Source organism: Shewanella inventionis (assembly GCF_014641855.1).
Taxonomy (GTDB): domain Bacteria; phylum Pseudomonadota; class Gammaproteobacteria; order Enterobacterales; family Shewanellaceae; genus Shewanella; species Shewanella inventionis.
The window spans coordinates 17,978-33,567 of record NZ_BMII01000041.1 but is presented as its reverse complement, the minus strand read 5'-3'; the positions used below and the strand labels follow the sequence as shown (position 1 = coordinate 33,567).

The 15,590-nt window shown below is 37.6% G+C and carries 9 protein-coding genes and 1 pseudogene; 7 read left to right on the top strand and 3 right to left on the bottom strand.

The genetic code is table 11. The features are described from left to right. Positions 1-116 precede the first annotated feature (116 nt). From IEW93_RS19085 to IEW93_RS19075, 3 genes and pseudogenes are all read left to right on the top strand, one after another. A pseudogene (locus IEW93_RS19085) lies at positions 117-1,289 on the top strand (Y-family DNA polymerase); the annotation flags it as partial. Between the two features lie 312 nt (positions 1,290-1,601). Beyond that, positions 1,602-3,752, top strand: coding sequence for a putative bifunctional diguanylate cyclase/phosphodiesterase (locus tag IEW93_RS19080; RefSeq protein WP_188740830.1), 2,151 nt, complete (start codon positions 1,602-1,604; stop codon positions 3,750-3,752). 97 nt (positions 3,753-3,849) lie between these two features. After that, on the top strand, positions 3,850-4,005 hold the full coding sequence (locus IEW93_RS19075) for a hypothetical protein (protein ID WP_188740829.1): 156 nt from the start codon (positions 3,850-3,852) through the stop codon (positions 4,003-4,005). A gap of 515 nt (positions 4,006-4,520) precedes the next feature. Here the strand turns inward: IEW93_RS19075 and IEW93_RS19070 are convergent. From IEW93_RS19070 to IEW93_RS19060, 3 genes are read right to left on the bottom strand one after another with little or no spacing between them, the layout of a single operon-like run. Further along, positions 4,521-5,387, bottom strand: coding sequence for an HDIG domain-containing metalloprotein (locus IEW93_RS19070; RefSeq protein ID WP_188740828.1), 867 nt, complete (start codon positions 5,385-5,387; stop codon positions 4,521-4,523). Beyond that, on the bottom strand, positions 5,380-6,603 hold the full coding sequence (locus IEW93_RS19065) for a site-specific integrase (RefSeq protein WP_188740827.1): 1,224 nt from the start codon (positions 6,601-6,603) through the stop codon (positions 5,380-5,382). The genes IEW93_RS19070 and IEW93_RS19065 overlap by 8 nt, the downstream gene beginning before the upstream one ends. Beyond that, complete coding sequence (locus IEW93_RS19060; protein ID WP_182745218.1) at positions 6,596-6,829, bottom strand: hypothetical protein; 234 nt, start codon at positions 6,827-6,829, stop codon at positions 6,596-6,598. Before IEW93_RS19060 ends, IEW93_RS19065 begins: the two co-directional genes overlap by 8 nt. Positions 6,830-6,950: 121 nt before the next feature. On the opposite strand from IEW93_RS19060, the gene IEW93_RS19055 reads away from it, so the two are divergent. The 4 genes from IEW93_RS19055 (at position 6,951) to IEW93_RS19040 (ending at position 15,587) form a co-directional block, all read left to right on the top strand. Then, on the top strand, positions 6,951-7,175 hold the full coding sequence (locus tag IEW93_RS19055; protein WP_182745220.1) for a helix-turn-helix domain-containing protein: 225 nt from the start codon (positions 6,951-6,953) through the stop codon (positions 7,173-7,175). 69 nt (positions 7,176-7,244) lie between these two features. Beyond that, positions 7,245-8,744 carry a sigma-54 interaction domain-containing protein gene (locus IEW93_RS19050; protein ID WP_188740826.1) on the top strand — a complete coding sequence of 500 codons (1,500 nt, stop codon included), beginning with the start codon at positions 7,245-7,247 and terminating at the stop codon, positions 8,742-8,744. Positions 8,745-8,807: 63 nt separating this feature from the next. Further along, entirely contained in the window at positions 8,808-12,248 is a 3,441-nt protein-coding gene (locus IEW93_RS19045) for a DEAD/DEAH box helicase family protein (protein WP_188740825.1), read from the top strand. Between the two features lie 24 nt (positions 12,249-12,272). Beyond that, positions 12,273-15,587 carry an STY4851/ECs_5259 family protein gene (locus tag IEW93_RS19040; protein WP_188740824.1) on the top strand — a complete coding sequence of 1,105 codons (3,315 nt, stop codon included), beginning with the start codon at positions 12,273-12,275 and terminating at the stop codon, positions 15,585-15,587. The last annotated feature ends 3 nt before the right edge of the window (positions 15,588-15,590 follow it).

Sequence of the window (15,590 nt, the reverse complement as noted above, 5' to 3'; positions counted from 1 at the left end):
TGAGCCCCATATTAAAAAATTCTCAACTTATTGCTTCATATCGATGAGAATTACACAAATCAGGCTACAGGCTTTGTTCAGAAAGGTTTTTCATAACATTTTAGGGTGTAAAACGTGTAACGGTGAATGATGATGGTTGTATTGTGGCTGCAAATCGGCAAGCGAAAGAACTTGGCATACTTAAGTTTTCTCCTTACTTCAAAGTTAAAGACATGTGTCAGCGCTTAGGAGTGATTGCTTGCTCAAGCAACTATGAACTCTATGCAGATTTATCCTTAAAAATGATGAACATCATTGGCCGTTTTGCACCAGAGCAACATATTTATTCCATTGATGAAAGCTTTCTGTCTTTTAAACAATGCTATCCAGCAATTAAATGCTTGCGAAGTCAAGGTCAGCTCATTAGACGCGCTGTCTGGAAAGAAACTCGATTACCCGTCTGTGTGGGGATGGGGCCAACTTTAACGTTGGCAAAAGCAGCTAATCACGCAGCCAAGAAATTGCCTGGCTACCAAGGTGTATGCGTCATTGACAATGAAGATGAGCGATTGGCTATTTTACGTGCTATGAATGTCAATGATGTATGGGGCATTGGTCGTCGTATTAGTCAAAAATTAGCATTGATGGATATAAAAAGCGCATTAGAGCTTGCCAGTATTCCTCCAGGCTTAGCCCGCAAACAATTTAGTATTGAAATAGAGCGAACTGTACGTGAATTAAATGGACTGGCTTGTAAACAATGGGATGAGGCAAGGGCAGATAAACTGCAAATATTCTCTACTCGTAGCGTTGGTGAGCGAATTATAGATTACGATTCTTTGTTGCAAGCATTGAGTAAACATATTGGTATTGCTGCTGCAAAAGCCAGACGACAAGGATCACACTGTAAAACCATGATGATGTTCGCGAGTAATTCACCCTATGATGAACATCCTGCAAACTTTAAAGTGTTGGTGTCTTTTCCTTGCCCAACAAATTGCACAAAAGAGTTAACTCAGGCAATGAGCATGGCGGCACCAAGACTTTTTAGGCCAGGAGTGAGATATTACCGAATGGGGATAGGGCTGCTTGATTTAAGCGCTCAAAAACACACTCAACTCGACATGTTTAATTCATCTAAAGCCAATCCTGCATTGATGCAAACCTTAGACGGCATTAACCAGCGTTATGGTACTGATACCTTATTTTTAGCCGCTCAAGGGATAGAACAAAAATGGTCGATGCGACGTGATTTACTCACACCACAGTACACGACAAATTGGAAAAGCTTACCTGCGATAAAGTGCTAGATATGTTTTGATTACATCGAGAATAGCAATTAACAATAAATCCTGGGCCAGGTAATTCACCTAATGTTTAAATGCGCGTTGTTACTACCTATGACGATAGGCCTACATTCTTATACCTAACATTATCCAAGACCCAAGCCGCCTCATTTGACATTTTTGAAGTCTATCTTATATTGTGGAGTAACTATTCGTTTTTTCACCAAGTTTTGTATCAATATTGAAAGCAGGAATATGAACTCTGATCAATTAACAAAAAAATTGTTCTTTTTAAAGCCGATTCAATCCACACTTTTGTTAAAAAGTATATAAACCATGCACGAAAATAAGATAAGCACAGAGGTTAAAGAGTTAGTTTTAGATGCGACCAAAGTCGGGGTGTGGGATTGGAGTGTAGAGAAAAATGGTCTTGTTTGTAATGAACGTTGGGCTGAAATTATAGGGTATAGCTTATCTGAGCTAATGCCAATTGATTACCAAACTTGGATAGATGTACTTCACCCAGATGATTTGCCTAAGGCAATTAGAAATTTTGATTATCACTGTCAAGGTCAAAGTGACCTTTGTGAGTTAGAAGTTCGTTTAAAACACAAAAATGGTCATTACGTGTGGATATTGTCTACAGGTAAAGCTATTTCATGGGATGCTGATGGTAAACCCACTCGCATGATTGGAATACACCAAGAAATTGATTTTCGTAAGCGACAGGAAGAATTACTAGCTACCACAACCGAGTTATTGAAAGAATCTCAAAGGATAGGAAAATTAGGTGGTTGGCTATTCAACTTAAATAATGGTGAATTGATTTGGACAGATGAAACTTACAGAATTTATGAAACTGCTCCTCAAGAATTTACTCCTACTATCGAGCTGGTTGTAAGTTATTTACATTCTGATTCGAAAAAGATTTTTCAAGATGCTTTTGATGCAGCAATTAAACTTGGTAAAGAATATGACTTAGAGCTTGAGACTTATACAACAAAAGGACAACTTATTGACGTTAGAACGACCTGTAATATAACGTATTCTGATGGTGTTATTATAAAAATAAGTGGTATTTTTCAAGATATTAGCGATGAAAAAAATAATCAACGCAAACTTGAAAAAAGCAATCAGGTATTAAAAGAAGTCAATGAGAAATTAAAGTATGCTGCAAACTATGATCAATTGACACATTTACCAAATAGAAATCTACTCGCTGACAGAATGCAACAAGCGCTTATCAAAGCTCAGAGATATAATAAAAATATAGCAATAGCCTTCTTAGATCTAGATGGATTTAAAGAGGTAAATGATGCCTATGGTCATGACATAGGTGACGAGTTTCTGTGCTTTGTTGCAAATAGGTTTAAAACAGTTATACGAGAACATGACACTCTTGCAAGATTTGGCGGTGATGAGTTTGTTTTGATTCTTGATGATTTAGACAGTCACCAACAAGCAAGAGATATCTTGCAGCGAATTCTTTCATCAATCGCAGAAAATTTTGTTATAAAAAATAAACTCCTGTCAGTCACAGTGAGTATTGGGGTAACTTTTTATCCTGAAGACGATAGCTACGCTGACATACTAATTCGACATGCTGATCAGGCTATGTATAGAGCTAAAGAGCAGGGAAAGAATTGCATACATGAATTTGACTTTGAAAATGATGTAGCCATAAAGCAACAGTACCGAGAACTTGAATACATAAGCAAAGGGTTTAATAACAAAGAGTTCGTTTTATATTACCAACCCAAAATAAATATGAAAACTAATGAAATTATAGGTTTAGAGGCACTTATTCGATGGCAGCATCCGACAGAAGGTCTTTTGCCACCATTTCGATTTTTGCCTTACATTGAAGGTTCATCCATGGAAATTGAATTAGGTAAATGGGTAATTGACCAGGCAATAAAGCAACTCAATGAATGGCGCAGCATAGGAATAACCATACCAATAAGTGTGAATGTCAGTCCATTACAACTTCAACATGAAGATTTTATAAAACAATTAAATGAAGTTTTATTTCTCAACAATAATTTTCAAGCAGGTCAACTTGAATTTGAGATCCTAGAATCCAGTATTATAAAAGATACTCAGCATATTGCTGACGTTATTAATCAATGTAAACAATATGGGATATGTTTTTCGTTAGATGATTTTGGTACGGGGTATTCATCTTTAAGTTATTTGAGGAAGTTGATGACGGATGCTGTAAAAATAGATAAATCCTTTGTAATTGACATGTTAGAAGATATGGATGATCAAGCGATTGTAAAAAGTATTATTGAATTATCGAAGACTTTTGGTCGTTCTGTGATAGCTGAAGGCGTAGAAACCAAAGAACATGGTGAACAATTACTCAAGATGGGATGTTATAAAGCGCAAGGCTTCGGTATAGCCAGGCCAATGACAGCTTGCGCAGTACCTGCTTGGATTCAGTTGTGGAATTCGTCTCCACCTTGGATTTGTGCCAGAATATAGGTTTTATTCGATGGGGTGAGCAATTTAACTGTACTAGCACTCAATGTTTAGTCCTAATGTTTAAAGCTTAATGGGCCTATCCATGTCAATGAGGTAAATGATGATTTCAGAATTTTTGAGTTACGATCTCGCCCTGTTTTCAATAGGCATTGTCATCATTGGTGCTTTAACTCTGGGTATTTATTACATCATTATCTTTCATTCATTCAAGGCTAAACAAGCTGAAGATAAAGACGAGCAGTCCATGAAGTAAGTTGCAGTAATCACCTGAAATTGGCTTGCCATACATCTTGAACTAGCAGGGGTTATTACAACAGATATTTCGGAGTTTGATGACTGCTGTTATGCTTTTTACAAGACGCAGTGGAACCACATAACGTAAGAGGGTAATATGTCAGTAGCAATGTCTTTTACTATCATCGGGCTATCTCTTTTAGCGACCTTTAGTATACTCTATTACCTGAGTCGAATATTCGGATAATCCCACTCTTTAAAAAGCCGCCTTCGAAGCGGTTTTTCTCATTTCTTAACAAGTGATTGATATCATTTAGATTAAATTTAAGCTAAATTCTTTTCAGTCGAATTGATTATTCATCGAGTGAGTTGTAGATTAACTGCTAATGCCCAATATTATTTTCTGCCCATCATTTGTATAAAACAACGATTAAAAGAGAACTTTATCTAACAATATTCAATGAGCTTAAATTTTTCTCAGCCCACTCCTTTACGCTACTCATTAATATGCTCATCCTTTCAAGCCTCCTTGATTTAGCTAGAGCTATTGAGTCTATACATCACGTTGCCATTTACTTTAGTAAAGTAATAATGTGACGGTAGAGCGTCAAATTGAATTTTGGCATAGTTAGATTCGGCAGAGCTTCGATCCGCTTGTTTTAATACATGTTCAATTGGGTAGCGAGTCTTGTGTCCGTAGGGTTTCCCGGCTAAAAGCTCGGTTAACATCGAAAATATTCGGCTGTTACGACTCCCTAATTCACCTAGCGGTTTAGCTAGTAAGGCAAATGTATAGCTCTCATGGGGGCCTGAACAATATTTTTCATTGTTCATGTTGAGTGCAGGGTAGATTTTACCAATATCATGAAATAACGCCGCAACTAGGCCTGTTTGGCACTCTATGTCTGAATGACCTAGATGTTTAGCATTTTGATAAGTCATTTCAGCAACCTCAATACTATGCTCAAATAGGCCACCAATATAGCAATGATGATGCTTAAAACTGGCCTCAGAACGCATGAATAGCTTAAGTACTTCTTCATTATTGAGGATAAAAACGACAAAAGGCAGTAGCTCCTTAACCGACACAAAACTGAGCCGTTTCAAAAATCGACCAACCAGCCCCTCATTCTTATTGTGAGAAAAATTCACCATTTTGATAAATTGCCCTTCAGTGCATTGAATGTGCACAGGTTTGACAGCACAAACCACAGTATTACCTTGATAGTCGTGTGCTATTACCATTTGTGCCAGACCATGAGTAAACTGACAGTTCCTGGCGGTTTCTGCTGTCATAATTGCGTTAACCACGTTGTTGGATGAAATAAATTCACAGTTTGCAGTAGGCAGATGTGCACCAAACTTAATATTTTTAACCCAGACAAATATTGGTTTATTCATCAACATTCTCCAACATGGTATTAAAATTAACTTGTTCAATAAGACGATCAAACGCACTTCCATCTTGTCTTGTGGCGTTGGGTACATAGCGGCTATAGACTTCAAATAACATTTTGGTCGTGCTATGCCCCATTTGTTTTGCAATCCATTCAGGGTTTTCTCCTGCGGCTAACCATAAGGTCGCGCATGTATGCCTAGTTTGGTATGGGCGCCGTTTTTTTAAGCGCATTTCATTCAATGCGGGATACCAAACACGTTTTGTTACGTTGCGATGATCAAGAGGGTTGCCATTGGCATTACAAAATACATAATCCTTATTGCCAGTGACTTTCCGCTGTCTTTTAAGTGCATCCACAACGGGTTGAGACAATTGAATACTACGATAAGACGCCGATGTTTTAGGTGTTTCAACATTTCCGTCAACCAGCGTTTCCTGGATCAAAATTTCGTTTCGGTCCAAATTAACAAATTGCCATTTAAGTCCATCGATTTCAGCCGTTCTCATTGCGGTAAAAAATCTCACAATGTAATAGTCTTTAAAGTCATCACGAACTCTAGACAAGAAAAACTGCACTTCAGCCAGTGAAAACGGTTCAATAGCCGTCTTATCAATTTTTAACGGTTTGATATTGATAAACGGAGTAGGGAAGTCAAAGCGCATAGCTGCTTCATTTAAAATGCCACGCAAAGGTGTCATCACATGATTGATCCAATCATTACTTAAAGCTCCTTTTACTCCAGATCTCCGCGATTCCGAGATAGATGCTCTGAATTTTATCAAACTAGGTCTTGTTATTTCGTTAAGTCTGATAGGACCGAAAACAGGTAGTAAATAACTTTCAATAATCATCTGCACATTCTTGTAATGGCTTTTTTTCCACTGGATCTTATTTTCAGCAACCCATTCACCAATAAACTCTTCAAAAGTTGGAATATTTGACATGATTTGTGTGGATAATGGTTCAACATTTTCAGCCAAATGATGTTGTACTTTAAGATCAATCTCTGAAAATAGTTGGCATCGTGTACTTGATGGAAAATACGATTTGAACACAAAGCGATTAAGGCGGATTTCAGCTTCTATAGTGTTCATAATGCTGTTCAATTTAGATCGGTTTAAGCGATTATCAATTAATACCGTTTGTTCTCTGCATCTTATCCCTTGGTAAGTAAAATCAAAAAACAACTTACCATCTCTAGCCCTAATATTACCCATGACAAACACCTCCACGAGCCATAGGAACAACTAACCGACGTTGTTGTTTTTTAAATAACTCACGCTCAACTTCCTCCCAGATGTAGAAAATCTTTCGGCCACCAAATGGCTTGATGTAATGGACGCCCTCAAAGAACACATTATCTTTCAACGTATGGTTGATATATGCCGCACTAAACTTTATTCTTTGAGAAAGTTCTTTCGCATTAAGTAATGTTTGCTTCATAAAAGCCTCTTTATGTTCTTGGTTTGAATCATTTGTTCTTGATGGGAACATTAAAGCATTAAACAAATGTTCTTACAAGGAACATTTTGAGTTGTTTTTGCTCATTTAAGGATGAAATACAGTGATTAGGTTTAAAATCAAAGAGTTAATAGCTGAAAAAGAATTTAAGGAAAGAAGAAAAATTACATTGCAGGAAATTGCAGACGCTGCTGGGGTAAATAGAACAGCATTATCAAAGATGATGAACCCAAGTTATCAATATTCTACTACGACTAAAGCAATCGATTCATTGTGTGCTTATTTTGGCTGCAAAGTTGACGATGTTATTGAATATATAGAAGAATAAATTGTTGTTAGTAAAGATGATTATATGATGTAATATAATTTACTTCCTCTACCTTATGAGTACTCATGGATGCATACTCTTCTCACCTGGCTAGGTACTAAAGATCTTGAAAACATGCTTGTCGAAGCACATGCTGCTATAAGTACAATAGCTCTTAAATCGACAATTCCTTTTGATAAAATCGTTATCTTGTCGAATAAAGATGAAGACAAATGGAACCAGTTTGAGCGCTTTCTACAAAAACGCATGGCAATTGCTAATCGCCCCAACCAAGATATTCAGGTATATAAAGCCCATATAGACAGCCCGATAGATTATCAATCAATATCTAAAGTGGCTGATCAATGGATTTCAAAACTAAGTGATGAAGCCGATACGCTGTCAATAAATCTTACCTCAGGTACGCCAACAATGACCACGTTATCTGTGCTTATTGGTAAGGGAAAATCAAACACGCGTTTTTTACAGTCCACTCCTAAGAATGAAGTAATAGATGTAGATATCCCGCTTGATTTTGCGCATGCCTATGCTCAATCAGCCTCTAAAGGCATTGCTGCAAAAGCAACATCTGAGCCGAGTCTTTATCGTGCATTCGATCAATTAACTTCTCATTCAGACGCAATGAAAACGGCAATAAAAAAAGCGCAAAAAATTGCTGCATCTGAAGTGCCAACACTTATTTTGGGCGAAACAGGCACAGGCAAAGAGCTAATGGCCAATGCGATACATCAAGGCAGTTTACGTGCACAAAAATCATTAAGAATAGTGAACTGTGGAGCATTAGCGGAAAACATTGTCGACTCAATACTTTTTGGCCATAAAAAAGGCGCGTTTACTGGCGCAGATAAAGACCATCCCGGTTTATTCGAGCAAGCAGATGGCGGAACATTATTTCTAGATGAGGTCGGTGAATTACCGCTAAACGTGCAAGTTAAATTACTTAGAGCTTTACAACAAGGTGAGGTTACACGTCTTGGAGACACAAAAAGCATCAATGTAGACGTTCGTATTATTGCCGCCACCCACCAAGATCTATCAGCTCTAGTTGCACAAGGTAAGTTTAGAGAAGATTTGTTTTACCGATTAGCAGTAGGCATTATTGATATGCCATCACTTAATCAACGAAAAGCAGATATTCCGTACATAGTTGAGCAATTGGCAGAGCAAATAAATCTTGCAGGCGCTAAACACCCCAGTTACAAAAGTAAAAATATTTCCGATAAAGCAATAAATTTTATATGCACCCAATCATGGCCGGGCAATATACGTGAGTTGTGGAGTACATTGAATAGGGCGTTTTTATGGTCAGATAACCGGGTTGTCGATGAAAAAGACATCGCTGATAGCATGATAAACATTCAAAAGAGTAAGCCTGATCACAAAATTACTATGTCAATTCACGATAAAGTTGATATAGTTCAAATCACTGATGACATTCAAAAAAAGTATGTTATAGCAGCGTTAAAAGCCAGTGGCAATGTTAAAAAGCAAGCCACGAAAATACTCGGTTTAAAAGATCATCAAACGTTAACAAACTGGATGAAACGTTTGAATATTACAATTGATTAATTAGTTCTTTTACCAAGCTTGGCATTGTAATTGCGTTATAGGGATATCAAAGGATCAAACGGAATGAAACAATCAATGAATTTTGAGCATATTCAAACAAAGTGGCCACAGCTCCATCAACTAGCTGCATTTGCTGAAGAGTATGCGATATCAGACCCACAAAGTTCATTGGTAAAATTACGATGTTTTGCAGAACAGGTCGTCAGCTATTTATATAAAGAACTTCAATTGCCTGCATTTCCCAATTCAAATATTTATGACAAACTTACGTCAGATGATTTCACGAGTGTAGTCCCCAATTTAATTACCGATAAACTTCACGCAATACGCAAAAGTGGCAATCAAGCCGCACACGAGGGGCGAGTTGATCAACAACAAGCAATCTGGATTCTAAAAGAAAGCTACTACGTAGCCTGTTATCTATTTCTGGCCTACGCCAATGGTAAACAAGCCGATTGTCCAGAATTTACCGTTCCAGAACAAAAGCAACCAGCCGAACAAAATGATGTTGAATTCGCTAAAAAGAATAAACAATTATCTCAACAGTTGAGTCAAAATGAAGCTCGGCTAAAAAAGGCGTTAGAAGAATTAGAAGCGTCTCAACAGGCACAAAAACAAGCACAACAAAACGCAGCAAAACTTCAGCAAACAATAAACCAAGCTAAAGTGTCTCAAGTTAAAAGTCTGAACAAACTTATCACTGCAAGTTTTAACTTTAGTGAAGCAGAAACACGTGCGCGGATCATTGACATGGATCTACGGGCAGCTGGTTGGCAAGTGTCTCTTGATGAAACGAGCACAGATGAAGTAGGTAAAGAAGTACAGGTAACTGATCAGCCTACCAGCACAGGCATAGGCTACGTTGATTATGTACTTTGGGACGATGACGGCAAACCACTCGCAGTAATTGAAGCCAAACGCACTCGTGAATCTGTCGAAAAAGGCAGAGAGCAAGCCAAACTATACGCCGATGCACTGCACAAACAGTATCATCAACGACCCGTTATATTTTATTCAAACGGTTACGACATCCGTATATTAGACGATGCCCAAGGCTATAACAGTCGTAAACTTTACGGCTATTACTCTAAAGACTCGCTGCAATATCTAATTAAGCAGAGAGGCCTTAAAAAAGATTTAAATCAAACACCAATCGATACCAATGTCGCAGGCCGTTTGTATCAAATGGAAACTATCACTCGTGTATGTGAACGTTTCGCCGATAAACATCGAAAATCTCTTATCGTACAAGCAACCGGCACAGGAAAAACGCGTGTATCTATTGCGCTGGCTAAACGATTACTCGATGCCGGCTGGGCAAAGCGAGTATTGTTTTTATGTGATCGTAAAGAGCTACGTAAACAGGCTGGCAATGCCTTTAATGAGTTTACTAACGAGCCACTCTACATTGTGGGTAAAACCAAAAAAGAGTTAGCCACAAATTCACGGGTATTTATTGCCACTTACCCAGGTATGATGGCTATTTATCAAAAATATGATGTGGGTTATTTTGACTTAATCGTGGCCGATGAATCACACCGTTCTATCTATAATATTTATGGTGATATTTTTAAATACTTTGATGCACTAGAGGTTGGCTTGACTGCCACACCTGTTGAAATGGTATCGCGCTCAACGTGCCAGTTATTTGGTTGTGATTTCAAATTACCTACGGCAAATTACCCATTAGAAAAGGCGATTGAAGAAGGTAACTTAGTACCTTATAAAATTGTTAGTTTAACCACTAAATTTTTACGCGAAGGTATCAAAAAAGATAACCTCACAGATGAACAAATCGCACAATTAGAGGATCAAGGTATTGACCCTAACGAGTTAAACTTTGACGCCAAACAAGTCGATGAAGCGGTAAAAAATAAAGACACCAATCGCGTTATTTTACGTAATTTAATGGAAAAGGGCCTGCGTGATAGTGACGGTCAACTACCTGGTAAAACCATAGTATTTGCCCGCAACATTGCTCATGCTGAACTCCTGGCGCAGCTGTTTGGCGAAATGTATCCTCAATTAGGCAGTAACTTTTGTCGCGTTATCCACTCAAAATATGAACGCGCAGAAGAGTTAATTGATGACTTTAAATCAAATGAAGTAAACAGTGCTCGCATTGCTATCTCAGTAGATATGCTCGACACCGGAATTGACGTTCCAGAATGTGTCAATCTCGTATTTGCCAAGCCCATTAAGTCAAAAGTCAAATTTTGGCAGATGATTGGTCGTGGCACACGCCTATGCAAAGACCTCTACGGTAAGGGCAAAGATAAAACCCACTTCTTAATTTTTGACCACTGGGAAAATTTCGACTACTTCGATATGGACCCCAGCGAAGAAGATGTAAAACAGGCTAAATCTCTTACTCAAAAACTGTTTGAAAGCCGTCTGATACTGGCTGAAACAGCGCTTAAAAAGGCAGACATAACGACCTTTGATGCCGTGATAAAGCTTATCCATCAAGACATTAACGCACTTGATATGAACACTATTGCGGTGCGCGATAACTGGCAAGTGGTAGAATCCTGTAAAGATGAAAAAACGCTTAACCAATTTGCACCACAAACAAAAGCTAACTTATTCGAGCATATAGCGCCACTAATGCAATGGCGCAACATCGTGGGGCAATCAGAAGCCTATAAATTGGATAATGAAATAGCCATCATTCAAACCCTAATGTTTACCGATCCCAATCAAATAGCTCTTGTTAAGCAAGGTGTAATGGGCAAGGTAGAGTCATTACAAATGCACTTGAATGAAGTGCGTGCCAAAGCGAAAGACATTGCCAAAATTCAAACCAATGCATTCTGGGATTTGTTAACCTTTGATGCATTAGAACAAAGCCGTTTAGCATTGCGCAGTATCATTCATTTACGCGACAAATCTGCTCAACCTCCAACAGTTGATTATGTCATTGACGTAAAAGAAGAGGTTAGTGAAATACGCGAATCAACACGGCCAACAAAAATTGTTTCTATTGATTATCAAATCTTCCGCCAAGAGGTCGAAAAAACCCTTACACCATTATTTGCAACAGACCAAGTACTGCAAAAAATACGTAAAGGCGAACCGGTAACCGCAGATGATTTAGCCAAACTAAACTCGCTCGTGCATACCCAAAATCCAAGCGTAGACTTAAATACCCTTAAAGAGTTTTTTCCAGAATCTACCGCCACATTAGACAAAATATTGCGCACTATTGTTGGGAGGGATAAACAGGATATTGAAGCCAAGTTTACTGCATTTGTTCAACAAACCCACACTCACATGAATGCAAAGCAGCAACGCTTTATTGGTATGTTACAAAACCATATAATCCGCTATGGGTCGATACAAATATCACAGCTTTACGATGCGCCATTTACCCAAGTGCATGACATGGGATTAGATGGGGTATTTAGCGAGCAGCAAGCCGATGTGATTCAAGAGTTTATTACTCAGTTTGGAGTAAATCTTGGCAAAAATATAAAATCTATTAGCAAAGAATCAAGATTTTAAAATAAACGACAGGGAGTCAACATAATGAATCAGTTAATCAACCCATCACAATGGCTTAACCAATTCTTAAAAGATCGAGGATTACGTCAACCTACAGGAAAGCCATTATATGAATATCAAGCTACTGAAGCTGAATATGCATTACTAAAAGAACTAGTTGTTAAGCATAAAGACAGTAAACTACATGGTTACAATAATATTTCTTGGGCTGCCACTTTTTGCTTGTTTTGCTCCATATGGTATCAGCGCAACTATGAAAGCAATGATGGTTGGAGTTGGCATGCAATATGGGTTGAATTGGGAGATGAATTAACTCCGTCTCAAATTGAAAAAACAGTGCTTAAAGGTATTGAGTCCTACTGGCTTAGACCTATCAAAACTTACGTTGAACGCCGAAATTTTTTAGGTACTCTGTTTTCAGAAGGAGGACTTCCATTTAAATTGCTAAGTAACAATGATAATAAATTTGGGCAAGTCCTTAAGCGGATTTTGAAAAATGTTGCGGTAGCAAAATTACTTGGAGAACCAATTGAAAAGCTTGTAGCTATTAATGTTCAATCGTTACCTCAAGCATTCAATGAACAAGAATCTATTCAATTAATCACTTTAATGACAGAAAGACTGGTCAATCTTGTCGATATATTTGCATTAGAAAACAAATCGAACCCAGCAGACTACCTAGATAATGTTTCACCAAAATGGCGTGAGGATTTCCCTATTCCTCTAGATAACAGTATTGGAACAAATATCGTTAACTCTTGGTTACAGGAAGCGAGTAAGGAAGGAAGTAAAAGGACACGAATTGGTCAAAAATTATTTGTTGAACATTATCTAAATATTAATGAATTGAGCATTACCACCAAATTATTGTTACCTAACGAATTTGCAGTTAACTTACAACTTAAACATTTAAAATCAAACAGATTAGAGTTATTTTTAGCTGAATCCTCGAAAGACCTTCAACACCTTGGTGTTTCATATATCAACGCTACAGGTGAGCAAGCACTAGTAAAAGTCAGAAATCGTACTGTAAAAGTCTTACGCAGAGCATCCGACAACCCATTGTCAGTGGTTGCAAGGCAAGGAGGTAATGAAATTGCCAGATGGCCACTAGACAATACGAGTGTATTCCTTAATGAAATGCCAGTAGGTTTCATAAAACAAGATGGTGAGTATAAATATGCTGGTCAAGCAACATTCAGTCATAAAGATGAGTTGTACTTAATTTTACCTAGATGCGCTACATATGAAATTATTGACGGTGATGTATCGCCTTGGCCACAAAATATACATAGCGAAAAACCGTACTGTATTTTATTAAAGGGTGAGCTCCTCGTCACTATTGATGATGATAAATACCGAATAAAATCAATAGATTCAGGCTCTATAGAGCTAGAGCTAAACCTATTGGGGGATATGGTGCCTTTCGATACGGAGCCAAATGCAACATATTTGGGCCTCCCTAAGTATAGGCTTGTAAACAATGACTTAAATTTAAATAATGCTTTAATAGAATACATAAGTGGCCAACCTAAAGCAGGGTTAATGTTACATGAACTTTATGGTAGACAAACTTATGCATTAAAGAATCAAGATGGTGAAACCTTATATAGAAAAAGAATAGGCATATTGCCGCCTGGTGTAAAAATAATAACTAAAGCTGGGGTTGAGCTTGGAAAAGGTGAAATCTATATCGAAACAAACAAAAAAATGGTCTATAGCATTTCTACAGAAAGTGTTTCGTTTGTAAAAAAAGATACAAATGAGGGCGTTTGTTTACAGCTAACTTGCACTGGATTACCACCAGCAGAATTATCATTGCAAATTACTCCTAACTTAATGGGAACTCCTATATCTATAAAACTACCTTACCCAAGACAAGGTGCATTTGTTTTTGATTGTAACGGTAAGCCTCTAAAGAAACACCTCTCAATAGATGACCTGTTAGGTAGCCGTTTGCACTTATTTGCATCTGCAGAATGCTCCGCGAATTTTGAAATCGACATTGTTTTAGAAAACCAAGGTAGATCACCTCCATATTTTAAACATACGTTTCATGTAGGTGAGCAACCCACAATAATCAGTTTGCACAGTTTTAAAGATGAAATAAATGAGTTGCTGTCTTTAGCGCCTGATTTAGATGCTCGAGTTACAATTACCATAAGTAGTTTTTCTGGTGACTTACAATACAAAATTTACCGCTATAGCAGCCAAGTATATGAAGCTGATGATAAACGTTTCATTAAAGTTTCAGCGGAAGGCCAAAGTGTTGTTGAAGGTGCTGAATTACTATTAATGCAAATGAGTAACCCTGAAAGATCACCAACAAAATTAGAACCTCTAATTAGTGGGGGGACATCAACGGGGCATTATTTAATCCCTCAGGTAGATAAAAGTGACGGTCCATGGTTAATTGTACCAAGTGAAAATAGTAGTACAAATTTTAGAGCTAAATTACTTGTTGGCCACGATAGTAATGGTTTAGTTCATGAAGTCGTACCTGAAGGAACAACGCAAATACATTCTTTGCAAAAAGCAGTGCAACTCTATCACCCTAGATTCAATACCAATGTCATTTCTGAAGTTGTATCACAAATGACAGATAATCTTCAGCACAGTGGTTGGGAGTTTTTGGTAAAGCTGTATTCAAACTATCAAAATTTATCTTTAACGACTTTCCAAGTATGGCGGGATATTGTCGCAAACCCTAAAGCCTTATTACTCTGTTTTTACCGTTTCGAGGCCAACCCTCAATTTATGGCTCGTATAGAATCAGAATTTCCAGTGTTATGGCAGGTCACATCCCCGCAGTTATACATTGAAACATATCAGCAAGTGATGAATTGGTTAGAGAATAAAGGGGTTGATAAAAAGTACATTAAAATGATAGCTGATCCATGGTATCAATCAATTTTAGAGCATATTCCAGGCTTAAGTGGTGAATTAGTTAGCTATTTGATGACAAATCAAATAGATCAAAAACTCAGGCTTCCGGCCCCAATTATCAACGAGGCAGGAAAAAATTGGTTACAAGACTTACTCCGGGATAATAGCGAAACGGATCTATGGCCTGAAAGTAATGGTTATGATCTCAAGAGATGGTATCAAAATAATTCACTAGGACAGATGCAAATTGAGAGCCTACATAGCTTTCAAAATTCAGTTATTTATTTACCCATTTTCTTAGCAGCTGTTTCAAGTGGTAAAGCAGAACTATCAGATATTTATGATGAAAGTACCACTGCCATTTTTAAATTAAAACAAGTACGCGACTTTGACCCTAATTGGTTTTCAAGTATGTATACATTTCATTTACTTAAGTTTTCTGATTTGATTTAGGGT